The 17177-nt window shown below is 52.2% G+C and carries 12 protein-coding genes; 2 read left to right on the top strand and 10 right to left on the bottom strand.

Annotation, left to right across the window (positions count from 1 at the left end):
* Nucleotides 1–31 precede the first annotated feature (31 nt).
* Nucleotides 32–553, top strand: coding sequence for a transcription/translation regulatory transformer protein RfaH (gene rfaH, locus JI62_RS17165; RefSeq protein ID WP_088701299.1), 522 nt, complete (start codon nucleotides 32–34; stop codon nucleotides 551–553).
* Between the two features lie 68 nt (nucleotides 554–621).
* Entirely contained in the window at nucleotides 622–1131 is a 510-nt protein-coding gene (locus tag JI62_RS17160) for an REP-associated tyrosine transposase (protein ID WP_088701298.1), read from the top strand.
* A 489-nt stretch (nucleotides 1132–1620) separates the two neighbouring features.
* Here the strand turns inward: JI62_RS17160 and JI62_RS17155 are convergent, their stop codons facing one another.
* From JI62_RS17155 to JI62_RS17110, 10 genes are all read right to left on the bottom strand, one after another.
* Nucleotides 1621–2787 (bottom strand): nucleotide sugar dehydrogenase, encoded by a 1167-nt coding sequence (locus JI62_RS17155; RefSeq protein WP_088701297.1) that lies wholly within the window; start codon nucleotides 2785–2787, stop codon nucleotides 1621–1623.
* Between the two features lie 109 nt (nucleotides 2788–2896).
* Entirely contained in the window at nucleotides 2897–4489 is a 1593-nt protein-coding gene (gene pgm / locus JI62_RS17150) for a phosphoglucomutase (alpha-D-glucose-1,6-bisphosphate-dependent) (protein ID WP_088701296.1), read from the bottom strand.
* Nucleotides 4490–4510: 21 nt separating this feature from the next.
* Nucleotides 4511–5572, bottom strand: a complete 1062-nt coding sequence (locus tag JI62_RS17145; RefSeq protein WP_088701295.1) for a glycosyltransferase — start codon at nucleotides 5570–5572, stop codon at nucleotides 4511–4513.
* 254 nt (nucleotides 5573–5826) lie between these two features.
* Nucleotides 5827–6216, bottom strand: coding sequence for a type II toxin-antitoxin system VapC family toxin (locus JI62_RS17140; RefSeq protein ID WP_088701294.1), 390 nt, complete (start codon nucleotides 6214–6216; stop codon nucleotides 5827–5829).
* Nucleotides 6216–6455, bottom strand: coding sequence for a hypothetical protein (locus tag JI62_RS17135; protein WP_088701293.1), 240 nt, complete (start codon nucleotides 6453–6455; stop codon nucleotides 6216–6218). Before JI62_RS17135 ends, JI62_RS17140 begins: the two co-directional genes overlap by 1 nt.
* 283 nt (nucleotides 6456–6738) lie before the next feature.
* Nucleotides 6739–7905 (bottom strand): aminoglycoside phosphotransferase family protein, encoded by a 1167-nt coding sequence (locus tag JI62_RS17130; RefSeq protein ID WP_088701292.1) that lies wholly within the window; start codon nucleotides 7903–7905, stop codon nucleotides 6739–6741.
* Nucleotides 7906–8012: 107 nt separating this feature from the next.
* Entirely contained in the window at nucleotides 8013–10286 is a 2274-nt protein-coding gene (locus JI62_RS17125) for a glycosyltransferase family 2 protein (RefSeq protein WP_088701291.1), read from the bottom strand.
* An 84-nt stretch (nucleotides 10287–10370) separates the two neighbouring features.
* Nucleotides 10371–11708: an alginate O-acetyltransferase AlgX-related protein gene (locus tag JI62_RS17120; protein WP_240513281.1), complete on the bottom strand. Its 1338-nt coding sequence runs from the start codon at nucleotides 11706–11708 to the stop codon at nucleotides 10371–10373.
* Between the two features lie 232 nt (nucleotides 11709–11940).
* On the bottom strand, nucleotides 11941–15024 hold the full coding sequence (locus JI62_RS17115) for a glycosyltransferase (protein ID WP_088701289.1): 3084 nt from the start codon (nucleotides 15022–15024) through the stop codon (nucleotides 11941–11943).
* An 80-nt stretch (nucleotides 15025–15104) separates the two neighbouring features.
* The gene (locus tag JI62_RS17110) at nucleotides 15105–17156 is read right to left on the bottom strand and encodes a hypothetical protein (RefSeq protein WP_088701288.1); all 2052 of its coding nucleotides are present in this window, start codon (nucleotides 17154–17156) and stop codon (nucleotides 15105–15107) included.
* Between the last annotated feature and the right edge of the window lie 21 nt (nucleotides 17157–17177).

Below are 17177 nucleotides of genomic sequence, written 5' to 3'. Positions count from 1 at the left end.
GTAACGCTTTTCCAGACGCAAGGATGATGGCATGGATGTTTGCAATGACCAGGAGGGCGCAGCAACGCCCTCCTGGTACGTTATTCAGTGTAAAGGGGGCGAATCATTTCGCGCTGCCGAGCACCTCGCCAACCAAGGCTATGAGGTGTTTCACCCCGTTCTGAATAGCCAACGCAAGCGTCAAGGCAAGCTCATTACGGTGACCGAACCGCTCTTCCCCTACTACCTGTTTATTTGCCTGGATCAGCTCGTCAGCAACTGGCGGCCCATTCGCTCCACCCGCGGCGTACTGCGCCTGCTCACCTTTGGCGACAGACCCGTCTCAGTGCCTTCGCAACTCGTCGAAACTCTGCGCGCCCAGCCGCACAGCAAGGAAGGCATTCACACCTACTTCAACGCCGGCGAGAAAGTCACCATCACCGATGGCCCCTTCAAAAACCTGGAAGCCATCTTCACCCGCTGTAAAGGCGAAGAGCGCGCCATCGTGCTGCTCAATGTACTCAACCGGCCCCAGCATCTGGAAATACCGCTCGATACTTTAAGCAAGACATAGCCCACACAGCCCATAACGATGCGCTACACTAGGCCTTCCAAACCCAATCATTCTGCATGGAGGCAAGGGTGGCAACCTATCGACGCGCGCATGTTCCTGGCGGCTGCTACTTTTTTACCGTCGTCACCTACGCACGACAACCACTGCTGGCGGATCGCCTGAATATTGATGCCCTAGGACGTGCGTTTCGTAGAGTTCGAGAAGAGCAGCCTTTCGCAATGGATGCATTCGTACTGCTCCCTGACCACCTCCACTGCCTGTGGAGATTGCCTGAAGGCGACGCCGACTACTCCTCACGCTGGCGGGATATCAAAAAATACGCCTCACAGGAATTCTTCTTTCCACCCGGCACCCATAACGCCTGGCAACGCGGCTTCTGGGAGCACGTTATTCGCGACGAAAACGACTGGCAGCGCCATATGGATTACATCCACTACAACCCCGTCAAACACGGCTGGACGAAAGCCCCACGCGACTGGGAGTGGTCAAGCTTTCAACAATGCGTTCAAAAAGGCTGGTACGCCCCCGACTGGGGCACCCAACAAGCCCCCGATGTTGCCGATATGGATTGGGAATAAAATTGGAAACGTATTCAAGTGGCTGCACCCGCGGATGGCGGCGGAACGACGCCCAATGGCACCCAACCAACGCTGCCTGCACGAGCCAACCCCGGCACCGCTCCGCGCTGCTTTCGCGGGTGCGCCGTAGGCTTACCACGCGCTACAAGGTATGTGCTCACACAAAGATCCGTGGCGCCACAAACCGTAGCGCGTGGTAACGAGTATGTGAGTGGAACGAACATAACGAGGCACCCGCGGATGGCGTCGGAACGACGCCCAATGGCACCGAACCAACCCAGCCTGCACGAGCTAAACCCCGGCACCGCTTCTCGCTGCTTCCGCGGGTGCGCCCGAGGCTTACCACGCGCTACTCAATCTCGCCTGCACTTGAAGATGGGGATTCCAAAGGAGTGTGTACGTCATCACGCTACCGAAATCGAGTGAGGGCACATACTCGTAGCGCGTGGTAACGAAGAACGCGAATTCAGCGAGCGTAAAGCCACCTTTTCAATCACTGCCGAACAAATCGCGGGTATATACCTTGGATTCCACATCGCTAAGCTCAGTGACCATTCGGTTAGCTAGGATGACATCACATTTGTCTTTAAACGCGGTTAAATCGCGCATAACGGTTGAGCCAAAGAATTTATCTTCCTCCAACACTGGCTCGTAAACGACCACTTCCACGCCTTTGGCCTTAATGCGCTTCATAACGCCTTGCATGGCGCTGGCGCGGAAGTTGTCCGAGCCTGTTTTCATGATAAGACGATACACCCCAACCACGGTTGGATTGCGGCGCAGGACAGCGTCAGCGATAAAATCTTTACGCGTGCGGTTGGCATCTACAATTGCCTGAATCATATTACTCGGCACATCAGCATAGTTGGCGAGCAACTGCTTAGTATCCTTAGGCAGACAATAGCCACCGTACCCAAAGCTAGGGTTGTTGTAGTGTTTCCCAATACGCGGGTCTAGGCCAACGCCTTGAATAATCTGCTTAGCATCAAGGCCATGCGTTTCCGCGTAGGTATCTAACTCATTAAAGTAAGCGACCCGCATTGCCAGATACGTATTCGCAAACAGTTTGATCGCCTCGGCCTCAGTGCTATTCGTCAGCAGTACCTCTATTTCTTCGGCAATCGCCCCCTGCTTGAGGAGTTCAGCAAAAAGCTCGCCTCGCTCAGAACGCTCCCCAACAATAATACGCGAAGGGTAAAGATTATCGTAAAGCGCCTTTCCTTCCCGTAAAAACTCAGGCGAGAAAATAAGGTTTTGTGTGTTAAAGCGTTTAGCGGCATCTTTCGTGTAACCCACTGGCACGGTGGATTTAATGACCATCACCGCCTCAGGGTTAATGCGCATGACCTGCTCAATGACAGCTTCAACGCTTTTAGTATTGAAATAGTTGGTTTGAGGATCGTAATCAGTGGGCGTGGCAATAATCACGAACTGAGCATCAGCATAGGCCTGCTCGGCTTCCAGCGTCGCTGTAAAATTCAAGTCAGTACGATTTAAAAACGCTGCTATTTCAGTATCTTCAATCGGAGAGAGGCCCTTATTCAGCAGCGCTACTTTCTCGGGGACGATATCCACCGCGACCACTTCGTGGTACTGCGCTAACAATAGCGCATTGGAAAGCCCCACATAACCGGTTCCTGCAACGGCAATTTTCATCCTAATAAATCCCTAAAACTGAATAGAAACGACAAATTGAAACACTTACCAAAAGCATAACGGGCACCATTAAAAGGTGCCCGCCAAAGGATGAAACGGCCTCAATATTCTATTTCAACACACCCGCCAATAAGGCCTTGGCGTTCTCAATCAATTCATCCAAGTGTTGCTCGCCTTTAAAGCTTTCGGCATACACCTTGTAAAGCGATTCAGTGCCACTTGGCCGAGCGGCAAACCAACCGTTCTCGGTGGTGACTTTGACGCCGCCAATAGCAGCACCATTGCCCGGCGCGTCTACCAATACAGCGGTGATAGCATCACCTGCCAGGGTTTTCTCCGTCACGCTTTCAGCGCTCAGCTTTTTAAACGCCGCCTTCTCTTCGGCTGAACAAGCCGTATCAACTCGCTTATAGAAAGGCTCACCAAAGCGTTCAGTCAACGTGCGGTAATACTCGCTGGGTGTTTTGCCGGTGACCGCCATAATTTCCGCTGCCAACAAACACAGCACTATGCCATCCTTATCGGTAGACCATGCCTTGCCGTCGCGGGTTAGCAAACTCGCCCCCGCGCTCTCTTCGCCGCCAAAAGCGAGCCAGCCCTCGTGCAGGCCTTCTACAAACCATTTAAAACCCACCGGCACTTCATACAGCTCGCGCTGATGAGAAGCCACCACCCGATCGATCATTGAGGATGACACCAGCGTCTTGCCTATTTTTAGCGACGCAGCCCATTCAGGGCGATGTGTAATCAGATAATCGATACACACGGCCAAAAAGTGGTTCGGATTCATCAGACCACTAGCATCAACTATTCCGTGACGGTCAGCATCGGGGTCGTTGCCAAAGGCTATATCGAAGCGGTCTTTAATCTTGAGCAAGTTAGCCATTGCCGCCGGGCTTGAACAATCCATGCGGATTTTACCGTCATGATCCGGCGGCATAAACGCAAACGCAGGATCAATCGTGGTATTCACGACATCAAGATTTAGATTGTAGTGCGCCGCTATCGCCTGCCATACCGGCAGTGCAGTGCCGCCCATAGGATCGGCGCCTAAGGTCAAGTCTGCGCCTTGAATGGCGGCAATATCCACCACGCTGCCTAGCTTGGCAACGTAGTGCGCTGTGAAATCATACTCCTGGGCATGGGTAATCGCCTCATCAACCGGCACGGTTGGCACATCTTCCAATTGACGTAGCAGGTAGGCGTTTGCACGCAGTTCAATCCAGCCGGTGGCGTCAGTATCCGCAGGGCCGCCGTGGTGCGGGTTGTACTTAATGCCGCCATCTTCTGGCGGGTTGTGCGAAGGCGTGATGATTAAGCCATCCGCGAGCGCCACATCGGGTGTCGCCTGATCATGGGGATGATTGTGGTGCAGAATCGCCTGGCTGATCAGCGGCGTCGCGGTGTAGCCGTGATCTTTCTCGACAAATACCGGTACCTTATTGGCAGCCAACACCTGCAGCGCGCACTCCCAGGCAGGGCGCGAAAGCGCATGGGTATCAAAACCTAAAAACAGCGGCCCCAGATAGCCCGCCTCACGTCGGTAGTCGACCACCGCCTGAGTGATGGCATATATATGCGCGGCGTTAAACGTACGCTCGATAGAACGGCCACGATGGCCGGAGGTGCCAAATGACACGCGCTCGCCTACAACGCTAGCGCTGGGTCGCTCTTCATAAAAAGCTTTAACAGTAGATTCCATGGTTCACTCTCCCTGTTCATATTATTGCGTCACGGCACCACTACGCTTTAACCAGAATTGCACAGCGGCCTCTACGTTACCGAATTTTTTTGCATCAATAGCGGCTTGCTGAGCCATGTTGGCAGCCGCTTTGGGGTTTTCTAGTAAGTGTTCTAACGCGCTTCGCCATTCAACGGGGGCATCATTGACTAGCAACCCGTTTTTTCCGTGGTGGACAATCTCAGTATACGGATAGCGATTGGAGTAGATTCCCACCCCGCCCATGGCGGTAATATCAAAAAACTTTATAAAGGATTTGCCATGATTGAACGGGGTATCTAGCAACGGGGCTAGGCCTATATGGCACTGGTGCTCTCGTTGATAAACCTTAAACGTCTCCCATGTTAAGGGGCTAGGCGCGTTTAATCGCGGCAGGGTGATTAAACTTTCTGGGGTATGAGGCCCCAACATAACCTCCACCTGGGTATCTACACGCTGAGACTGAATTTCTTCTATGGCCGGGGCGATATGCATGAGGTCAGCTAAATGCGCCCGGGTACCGTAAAAGCCGATTTTCCAGTTAGCGCTGGAAGATGGTAGTAGCGAAAAATGCTGAAGTGAAGGCAGTGGAGCAATCAAAGGTGGCGTAAGCACTTGAACATTGTCGTGTTCACTAAAAAAACAGCGAGCCAATGGCTCACTAGAGGCCACCACTTCATCAACCAGTGATACTAAGCGAGGCTGATGTTTAGCAATTCTCCCCATGCGCTTACGATAGGCGGCCGGTAATGTTAAGTCATTGTATGCAGCGAAAATATCATCATCGATCAAATAGGCAATATAACCAAAGGCATGGCGATGACGTTCTAGCCAACGTAGCCAGCCTACCGGTAACGAACGGCAAAGCAGCAGATTAGCCCCCGCGTAACGACGCAGAAGAGAACGGCCATGTAGCCAACTGGACCCGAAAGACCGGGAAGCGGCGAAACGTTCGACCGCCACGCCACGACGGCGCAGACCAGGAGCAGCGGATGCCAAGAAATAAATATCCTCGGTCGGTCGCGCCCCATCGCTTAGAACAACCCACCCAACCTGACTGCTCACAATACATCCCTTTTAACGATGGTTCTGCTCCTTGCTTCAAAAGCTTTAGCCGCCGCCGTCGCGGGTGCGCTGACGCTTACGCCGCGCTACGAAAACCACCTATTCAAGTGCGTGCACATACCGTAGCGCGTGGTAACGAGAAAGCGAGCTCAGCGAGCGTTTTGAGGCACCTGCGGGAGGCGGAACGACGCCCACCGACTCGTGGCAACGCTTCGCGCTGAAACTGAGCTACAAAAACACAAACAATAATGCACTCAACGCACCAGAAGCGAGTTTAATTCCTTATACAACTTGAATTTCGAATCCGCTGACAAGATTTTTGCCTGGTGCGCCAAAGCCGTTGCAATAATAATACGGTCTTGAGGATCACTATGATGCTCTGGCAGCTTAGCGGCCCGCTCTGCAATCGTAGGGGTAATCGGTAATAGTGTTATGTTGGAAGCATCCAGCGCCTGTTCGAACCACCACTCTAGAGCACATCCCAGATCAATACGCTGGTGCTCTACCAACCATGCCACTTCAAACAGACTAATTGCGCTTACTCCCACGCAAGCATCATTTTCAATAGCTTCGCGCAATTTAGGCTTCAACCGCTTATCGCCTGACATCCACCACAACCAAACATGAGTATCCAGAACCTGCATCAAGAAAAATCCCAACTGGAATCCGGTACGGTATCGAATGAATCCTCATTAAAACGGATAGGCGGTACCTTAGCAGGTCGGCGACGGGGCGTGACTACCTGAGCTTCCGACATTGGTATTTCACTGGGAGAATCTTCTGTTAAAACAATCACTTTAACATGGCGATTTTTCAGCTTCTCAAACTGAGGGAGACGAATAAACTCATTCTCAATATCTGTTTCGAACTCCACTGCGTACATCTCACACCTCCAGCTCATAACAGCTTTTATCAATTCAGCATAGCACGTTTACCAAACACACTGGCACCGCTTCGCGCTGCTTTCGCGGGTGCGCTAACGCTTACGCCGCGCTACGAAAACCCACCCTTCAGCTTTGTGCATGAATCCGTGGCGCGTGGTAACGAGAATGCGAGTTCAGCGAGCGTTTCGAGGCACCCGCGGGAGGCGTCGGAACGACGCCCCGTGGCACGTCATACCCCGGGCACCGCTGCACGCCGTAACAGGGTTAGTTGCCTGTACCAGGTTACATTTTGAACTGTTTATATAACTTGTAAATACGAGCCCGCAACTCGGCAGCCTCTTCAGACCGCATGAAATGAGCGACGTCCAAGCATTGGAACAAATAGGTGAACACCAAAGCACCCAACTGCTGGTCAGCTCTTTTTCCAGCCAAGTTTTCTACGGCAGGCCAGGGTAGCCCCCGCAACAGAAGCGCCGCATCGAACCCTAACGGTAGATATCCCCATCGATCCCAGTCAATAAGCGCTACCTGCTGCTGCTGAGTATCAATGAGCACGTTATTACGATGCAGGTCACCATGCGATAAGACGCGTGGCAAGCGCGCAGTAACACGCATTAAAAAGACAAAAAATGTCAGTTCAACCTTGTTAACACCTTCACGCAAAGCCTGGGCAAATACCGATGGAAGCAGCCTATGCAATAAGCTTTTAAAGCGGCTGGTGCGGCGTTTTAAAGCGCTGCGCCCAGCTTCGCCAGCTTGTTGAAGAGTGTGAAGTTGAGCCATTACCATAGGCACCCACGCTTCCCACCCGTTGCCCACTTCTTCCAGTGTGATGCCTGGCTGAAAAGCAAACATCTGTAGCATATGCTTTTTTTGCGGAAACGCTGCCAATAAAGGCGGCGCGGCTATGCGACTAGGCGTGATCACCTTGTCATAAAGCTGCATTACGTTTGCATGAGCCTTGGGCTCCACATCAAAACGCGCCATGACGGGGGCTTGGTTAGCAACATTAAGTACAGCGCCAGCCATTCCACGTTCAGCAGACTGCCCAAACAGGGGTTTAAACCTATCTACCAACAATTGATCAGGAAGCGAAGCCACGGCTTTATACTCCGCGTGCTGATGGGAGATGGCAATAGGTAACCAATCGCTTTTCTGCGGATGCCTATAAAGCCAAGGGCTATGCCGTAATGGCACGCCTTTCGGCGTTACCACGCGGACGACATCCCCATGCTTCAGCGCAAGCGGCCCTTGAAACCCCACGTTGCCACTCAAAGAAAGCCCTGCCTTTTTCACATCCGCACGAGGTCGGTTACAAGACAGACGGCAACGGGTTCGGCCATTAACTACCACCGTCACGTATGGCGATAGGCTCCAACCACTAATCGCATCCCCACTAACCCGATCTATAAAACCTAGTACGCCCGGTTTTTTAATTACTTTAAACATAACCTATTACTTGAATATCCGGCGAAGATTGTTGATTGATGTAGCAACGTCTCTGACAAGTGCCACGACACCGGCTCTTTCAGATTTTTATTTAGATATTCAAGCATTTATCGCAACGAAAAATCCTCATGAACCAAGGTTAGATTGGGATTATAGGCCGGGTCACTGTCTAGCAATTCACCCCAGGTTTTACGCATATAGGCATATTCGCTTAGCCAACGTGCACGCTTTTCAGGGGTGTCATCGGCACCGCGGGAAATGGATTCATGATGGTAAAGCTCAGCAAATGGCGTCCACAGATTACGGTAACCCGCCTCACGAACCTTTATGCATAAATCCACATCGTTATAAGCAACAGCCAGGTCTCCCTCATTCAAACCATTAACGGCATCAAAGACCTCTTTACGCAGCAATAAGCAAGCTGCCGTCACCGCCGAAAGATTCTGAGCCACTTTCAAGCGCCCCATATAACCATCTTCATCACGCTGAAAGAAGCGATGGGCATGCCCTGCTAATCCACCTAGCCCAAGAATCACGCCACCATGCTGAATGGTGTCATTGGGGTAGTAGAGTTTAGCTCCCACACAGCCAATATCAGGACGTGATACTTGCTCTACCATCTCGCTTAACCACTGACCGTCAATCGGTTCTACATCGTTATTGATTAAACCAATGACACTTCCCCGGGCATTATCGGCGCCAAAATTATTGATAGAGGAATAATTGAAGGGAGCATTCCAAGACAATACCTTTACTCGAGAGTCACGGGCCGCCACTTCGTCCAAATACGCCAAGGTCTCTTTGCAACTGCTTTGGTTATCCAGAATAAGCAGTTCAAAGTGGGTATAGTCGGTACGATCTAAAATAGCATCAACGCAAGGGCGCAAAATATCGACACCATCACGGGTAGGCACCAGCAAGCTCACCAAGGGTTCTGGCGAAGGCATTGGCCAGTGAATGCGCTGCGTGCCGGGCAATAACCCTGGCGTTACTTCTGCAACTTGCCCGCAGGCACTTAAGTGTTGCTTAACAGCCTCTACATAGCTGGAAGGCGTTGTGGCAGCCTCCGGTACACCGTGGTAGGCAATATGGGGCACATGGGCAAGCTTTTGTGAAGAAAAGTCATCGCGGCGCGTCACATCCAACGTTTGCACGTAATCCAGCCAATCCGGGTTATTAGCGTTGTCACCACACATATCGGCTGAAAGGCGTGGAAAAAAGCTGTGCTGGTAACATACGGCTCGGCCCATATACGGCATCGAAAGCAGCAAATCAGCGTTCCACTCAGGCTTAAACTGGGGCGAGTGCCTGACCCCTTCTTCGTCAAGGCTATCCTCATCGGCTATTAGCATCTGCGCTTGTGGATTATCAGCGGCAATACTGGCCATATGAAACAGTGCATTCGCCGCTAAACGATCGCCTGGGCGTAAAAACCATATCCAGGAGTGTTCGCAATAGGAAAGGGCCTCTACCCGTAAAGCCGCCACACTTGTCGCATGGCTTTCTACAACACGAAGAACGGGTACCTCTCGCTGCCATTCAGCTAACCATGCCTGCCAGCTATTAAATGCCGGTGACGGTAACAAAAGTACGGCCTGACGCGGCGACAAGGACTGCTCCGCTACACTGGCCAAACTGCTTTTTAAGCTATTTTTTAAAGCTTCTAATGCGTCAGGCGTCGCCTCGCCAATAGGGCATACCAGCAAAATACTACAATCAAATGAGTGCACGTTGTGGCGCATGGCCACCTCATGATCGCTAGGCGCACGCCTTCGCTCAACCTGACGAACCCACTGTTGGTAGTGGCGACGAGTGGAAAAACTGATGAATGTACTTTCGTAATCCTCCAGGGCAATGGTTTGCCATTTGCGGCTCTGTTTTCGCGCCTGCTGCTTCAAACTGAGCTCAATTTCTTTCAACGAAAGATCGCGATAGTGTTCATGCATGTTGGATAACCGCTGCAGCAAACGGTTATAGGCAAACATGGGCGTTAGCCATACAAAGCGAAAATGCGCCAAGGAAAACGTACCCGTAGCGTTCATGGGCGCAAACGTCACACGTTTCACGCCCCATGGCACGTATACAAGCCGCTTCGTGATCTTACCCACACGCAGAGGCAGCTCTACCGTTAACGAGCGTCGTGCAGACTCAAACGTGAGGCTAGATACAACGCTAGTCACGTCCCGCTCACAGGCAATTTCGACCATGTTCCAGCCGGGCAACGGTAACTGTCCTTCTAACGAAAAAAGCGGCTCCGCGCCCAGGGATTGCCATTCACCAGGGCGTGAAGTCGCCTTTAGTTGCTGTAAAGGAACAAACTCCTGAGGGCTGCGGTGGTGAGGGTACCAAGGCTTATTGCGTGACGTGTGATTAGCATTCATTCAAAAGCGTCTTATCCGGCGGATAGGGAGCGAGCATGTTACCAGCCCTTAAGCTGCGCCACACCAGCCTGCTAGAAAACCCTGCTAGACTAGCCAGGGTGTTAAATTAAGTTTATTAATCAATGCATCATCGTGTGCGACTGAGACCTTTCGCTTAGCCACCACAATCCACTCATCCTCGGATAGCCGGGCACGTTTCTCATCAATTAACTTCAAAAGTGATTGATCAACCTCGGGTACTTGCACCATAAACCGTGCATTGGTTTGCACCACCAAATAAGCCGGTTTAACCGCTTTCGCCAGCTCAGGATCGAGGCTTCCGGCGCTGTGCACAAACACCACTTGTTGAAATAGACGGCATAAGTAGTTAAGCATCGAATAGCTGGAGGAGGAGCCAAAGAGTAAACACACGCCGGGCATCAGTGCTTGGTCATTCACTAACACCGACAAACGCCCAAAGTTGGGTAAGCCATTATCGTAATAGCGATACTTCATATAGCTGAATGAGCGCAGCATCTCTACGTTGCAATGGCGCTCTGGCGTAAATTTATTGCCCAAGTCGCCGACAATTTTACGTTGCACGTACTCATCTTCGGCAAAAACCGCGTTGACCGCTTGGGAATCAAGGCCAAGCGCCGTTGCCAGCGCTTTTGCAGCCACCATCGCACCTTGCTGGGACCAGTGGCTATCCGTGCGAATAAAGGCCTCATCGCCCAACTGAGTCAAAAGTGCTTGAGGGTAAACAATATTACGTGCTTCAGGTAGCGCCATTAATTGCTGTATGGGGCCATTACCACCCTCAGCAAACGGATGATAGCTAGGCCCCATGACACTCTCTTTAGAAGGTGCCACCAAGACGGCATGAGCGGCCTCGGCAGTTTCAGCCAGTTGGTCAACGCCTTGTAAGTACTGCTGCCACTGCTCTACCCCACCTGCCGTGAGACGAAGCCGCCCCCGATACTGATCCACACTCCCATTGGTGTCATTATCTAAAAACAACCACCCTTGCTTACCCTCAAGCACTTTAAGGGAAGGAGGGGGTGCTTCATCTAAATGAACGCCAGACGGTATGTCTACCTGAGAAAGGGGAAACTGCATATCACCTAAGCGCAGAAACAGTGAGAACTGCTCCAAACGGTGAGGCACAGTAAAACGAAAGCCACACTGCACTTGAGGATGTGACTCATCAGCGGCACCAAAAAGCGCTTCAATGACATCAGGGCGTCGAACCGTCAGGGGATGGCAAAGCTCGAAGGTTTTGTTCCACTGGGCAATAATTTCAGCCTTACCCACCCACTCGGCTAATGCTTCAGGCAGCACCACCCATCCCTGCACGACCCAACCTCCCGGGAGTAACCATGGGAGGCGTTGAGCATCAGGGAAATCAAGGTGCCAGCGAAGCCCAGGGGTATAGCGGTTCATGGTATCCCGCCCAACAAACCGTTTAACAAAGCGAGCGAAACGTATGACAGGCATCTCCCACTGGTTTTTAAGGGCTCGGTTTTTAAAAGTTAGGTTTTCAATCATTCTCAGTGAAACCGTCCATAGCTGACTGTAAGAACGCTTGATCAGGCCCATAAAGATGGGCCACGTGGACACTCAGACACCCCCGTTACGGGAAAGTGCAGCGGCATCAAAAGCGAAGCTCTTCTGGTCAGATATCCCATACTGCTTTACGAAAGCCAAGGGACCGTCGCGTTGGCTCATCCCACTGATTTTTCTTGAACATTAGATCGAATTGACTATTGGATCGACCAGAAAGCACCCGCGTAGACTTCTGCAGCTTGTGCACAACACAAGCATCGCTGACATGATAAATACGCAGCCCTAAAAGGTGTCTTACCACGTCGCAGTAAATACGGTCGGAGCGGTAATGGCGGCCAAACTGCGCATCAAGAGGCCCAGCGAGACGATACGTTTCGCGGGGAATATAGACACAGAAGAACGGCGCGAAGCTAATCTCCAGCACCCGTCCGTCATGCAATAACGGCGGAGTCACGATATTACCGTGATGAGCCGAAAGATTGACATCACAGGGTTGATCGGCATCAGCGTAAGGCACGTGGGTGGTTAAAGTGGGCGTACCACCAGGCAAAATTTGCTGGGGAACGACTAGGCCACACTCTGGCAATTGAGTAGCTGCCAATTGCATAGCCTCCAACGCACCTGGCTCAACCTGCGCATCGTTATTAAGCAGCATCAAATCGTGGTCTGTTTTAGCCGCTGCCAACCCCAGATTAACTGCGTGAGTAAAGCCATAGTTGCAGGAATTAAAAATTGCTTTCAGGCGCCCTGCAGCCTGAGCCTCTTCAAGGAACTTCTTCACCGGAGACGAAGAGTCATTATCGACAACGATCACCTCCAGCTTATCGCCCAGTGCCAGCGCTTCCAGGCTAGTTAGGCAATCACGCAGATCCTCCAACGACTCATAGCTGGGGATAACCACCGACACCCCTCGCTGCAGTGCAGTAGAGGCTGTTGATTTAGCGGCAGACCACTGATGCCCAGTTGCCTCACGCACCTGGTCTAAATAGCCCACGTACTCCGTGTTAGCCGTCAAAGTGTTAGCGGCACGGCCATAATAATAGTGGGTTAATACGACCGGCACTGAACAAAGCCGTACCCGCTGGCTATAGCGGCGGATCAAATCCCAGTCCACAAACCTCGGCAGCGTCTCGTCAAAGCCCCCACACTGTTGATAGGCCTCGCGAGTGTGACAAAACGCATTGAGGTCTACATAGTTCCTATTGAACAACAATGCGCGATTCAAAGGGCCAAACAGCACGCCGGAAGGCTCTGTGGCATTGCCGGTGTAGCGATATAAGCCTGAATAAAACGCCTTAGCCGTGGGTTCGCGGCTAAAAGCCCCCACCATGGCAGCCAAATAGCGTGGATCCCAAACGTTATCAGAGTCCAGGTAAGCGATATAAGCCCCCTGCGCTACCTCCAACCCTTGATTGCGCGCATGGGAGACACCTCGATTTTTTTTCAGAGCAATCAGTTGAATACGTTCGTTTTTGGCGGCCTGCCGCTCACACCACTCACGGGTACCATCGGTACTGCCGTCATCTACCAACAGCAATTCCCAGTTGGCATACACCTGGCTACTCACCGACTCGACCGCTGCCTCAATGGTATCCAAACGGTTAAAGCAGGGCATAATGACAGTAACTAGCGGAGCCTTTGCGAGTGCTTGCGCATCACGAGTCAGCCCATCCGCCACATTCTCCATGGCGGCCAGGCATCGCTTATCAGCCTCGCGAAACGGGCGCGACAGATAAGGATCAACCAGACCATGGGCAAGATAACCCGCAAAATCGCTAAAAGAACGCTGAAACTCCCAGACAGCATCGCCACTGGCCACCACATGGCCACTCAGGGTGTCGATTAACTCAAGGTGGTGGTTTTGGCCGTCTACCAACTCAACCGGCGGATATGTCTCAAAGGCATGGCGCCCTTCATGAATGCCGTTATCACGCAGGTCATTGCGAAACTGGTTAGCGATCACTTCAATATCATGGTGACCATCAATACGGATCAACGCCGAACGTGGCGCGCTGGAACCACTGTCCGCCAGCCAGCCACAAATCGCGAGATCGCCGTTGAGGTTAATATCTCCATTCACCCCTTGTTTTCTGGCCGCTTTCACACGACTACTACCAGACGCCTGCAACGCTTGAAGGTCACTGCTATCGATCAGCAGCTCTGATGGCATGGTGCTTTCCAGCTCGGTCTCCATGAGATAAGGCGAAAGCTCGCCATTAGACCCATGGGGTAACAACAACACCCGCTCTGACTGGGGGCGCACCACACCACCCACCAAACGTTCCAGCGCATGAGATAGTTCACCGTCCTGCTCGCCGGTCTCTGGCTCAAACATCAACGGTGCTACTTCGGCGGCCAAAGCGGATAGCGCCTGGGGGCGGCACCAAAACATACTGCCAGCAAAAAAGCCCCAATCGCTTTCCAGCGATACATTGACCCGCGGCGCAAGCTTTTCCAGCCATGGGCCATTGCCAAACCGCATGGCCAACTGGCTCATAAACAACCGCTGTGGGCCAGCTAACTGCAAGCGGGGGTCGCTGCGTAGCTTATGCAGCAACGCCTGCACGCCGCCGCCACTCGGTAATACGCTACTCAAAAGCGTATCTCGCCACTGTTTCGCCACTGGCGTTACACCCTGTTTAGTGTGCAACTTTAAACACAGCGTGTAACGCTGTAGACGAGGTATTAGGGAGAAAAATGGCGCGATATCACGCCCCCGATTAGCGCAGTGCACCACCTTTGCACCAGGATAGCGTTTCTGGAGCGCCACAATTTCCCGCGTATTCGGCGCATGGGACGTGGTAATAAACAGATCAAAAGGCTCTTTCAGCAAGGCAAGCCTGTCACCTAACAGTGCCACCAATTCAAGATGATAAGCATGTAAAACGACAGCCAGCTGTGGCACTGCGGGGGAATCCCCCTGCCCCACTACTGCCCGCCGACCTTCGCTGCGGCCATGGTGAAGATAGTGTAACAACGGGTTTAGCCCTGACGTAGCGACATCAGGGTAGCGACGGGAATACTCCTCAGGATCAAAACCAGGCCCTGGGCAGCGGCCAAGTGCCCAGCCATAATTCAGAAAATGCTCCAGCGGAGAAAGCTGGCTATGCTGCGCATCCGGGTAACGGTTTACATACCACGACGCATTAAATAACTCTGCATCCAATAACAACTTACGGTTAGCATCGCTCATTACAGTTCCTTTGTACTATGCCTTAGTACTATGCTTTAGCACTACGTTTTAGTGCTTCGTTTTAGCACTACGCATTAGTACTATGCTTGAGTACTACGCTGCTCTTTCTCACCAAACTTAAGATAGTGTACAAGCGGGTTTATCCCGCTTTCGACCACGTCGGGGTTGTGCTGAAGGTAGTACGCAGAGTCAAACCCAGGGCTTGGGTTACGCCCTTCGAAACCGCCCATTAACAAATAGTGGCGGGCCGGATTTGCCGACATTTTGCTATCACGAGCAATATCCGGGTATTGCGCTAAATACCACTTAGCGTCGAACCACTGACTCGCTTCGATTAACGCGACCTGCCGCTTGATCGCTCGCTTTGTCAGCGGTGGGGCTTTAGCAACACTTTTTGGGGCTGTTATCTCCGCTTCAGTAGACGTATCAGCAATGGGCGGTGCTGCCCTTAGGGCTTCTAGCTGATCAACTAGATTGGCTAACTCATAAGATTGACGCTCTATTTCGCGACGCTGCTGAGCCTGCGTTTCACGGTTGGCTTTAGCATCCACTTCGAGCTTCTGGTTCGCAGATTTTGTATCATCAAGCTCGCGTTTCAACTGCCCGCGTTGCGCTTCGTTTTTCTCTAGCAGTTCGGTTAGCACAGCTAACTCGCGGAAACGCTCGTCAACAGCGCTGAGCGCTTCTTTTTCACGCTCAGTTGCAGCTTTTAGTTGGTCAGAAAGCGTAGTTTGCGCTTTCTTTTGCTCTGCCAACTGCTGTTCAAGATCTGAACGGCTCTTTTCAACACCGCCAATGCGCTGCTCCGCTTCTTGCAGCTTGCGGGTCAACTGGCCCAATTCATTAAAGCGCGCCTGCAGCGAGGTCTCGGTTTTTTGCAGCTTGTTAGTTAATCCAGTGTTCTCTTCATGGGCACTACGCAAGCTCTTTTCATTAGCTTCAAGCAGGCTGGTTAGTTTTGCCAATTCGCTAAAGCGGGTTTCCAGCATCTGCTTATGTTCACTCACCTCATGCTGGGCTTGGTTTAGCGACTGCTCGCTGGCTTTCAAAGCTTGAGCATACTCACGTGACTCAGCAGCATAGCGCTCACTTTGCTCACGGGCTTCGGCCGCTTGCCGCTCCCCCTGTTCACGCTGGCGCATCAGCTCTTTTTTCAACTCGTCGTTAAATTCTTCCAGCGAACTCACCCGCTCGGCCAAACAGCCACGTTCCTGGGCAAACCGCGACTCCTGCTGTTCAAGGCGCGCTTTCAGCTTATCGCGCTCTTCAACCACCTGCTGTAATTGCTCTGCCTGCTCATTTATCTGTTGTTCGGCAACTGCCAGGTTACTCGCCTGTTCGTTTACTCGGGTTTCCAGGGCTTGTGAAAGTGCCTGCTGGTGCCGCACAGTTACTTTATCCTGGCAACTGCGCCCCAAGCGGGCAAATACATCTTGCACCACCTGTGTAGAGGCCGCCGATTCCAACGCGCCTAAAAGGTTTTTAAGCAACGGGGGCAGATTATTACCTACCGCAATAAGCCCCAGTCCACCGGCATGGTGAAACACAAAGTGCGGGTAGCGAGCTTTGAGAGTTTCAAAAGCGCGGAATACAAGGCAGCCTGGCTCACGGCGAGAAACCCCAGGCACCACCACGACACCCTCTGATGAAAGCTTGGATAACCAGCGATCCAGCAGATAATCCACGCTGTTATCGTCGGCTTCTACATGCAGCAATAACAGGTCAACTGAGCCCTCATCAAACTGCTCAATCGCCCGTGTGGGAGTCGCCTCTAGCCACTGGCTAATGGTGGCGAAGTGATCCGCGGCATAGGCCCGAATAGCCTCGGCATCCTGCTTGTTTTCAGCGCTTTCATGCGCTCCCACCATAAAGCAACGCGTACCCAGGCGAAGCCTTGAGGCCGCTTGGCAAACCGCAAAGTGCGCTACGCTATCGACCCCCAGCCCCACTGACTGCTGTGGCCGCAAAGCTTCTACCAACCAAAACAGAAATGGTAAATGCTCCAGCCAGGGAGATGCCTCACGGTAATCAGGCTGCCAAAACATGGATCCCTGGGCCAACGTATTGATAGAAGGCTTGATAGCAAGGTCTTGTGTAGCGTTGGGCGCTAACGAATGCTGTTGCTGGCTCACAATGAATTCCTAACACGTAAT

Origin of the sequence: Halomonas campaniensis (assembly GCF_002211105.1) — a bacterium.
GTDB classification, from domain to species: Bacteria; Pseudomonadota; Gammaproteobacteria; order Pseudomonadales; family Halomonadaceae; genus Vreelandella; species Vreelandella campaniensis_A.
Note: the sequence above shows the minus strand (reverse complement) of the source record. Positions and strands in the feature narration are given on the sequence as shown.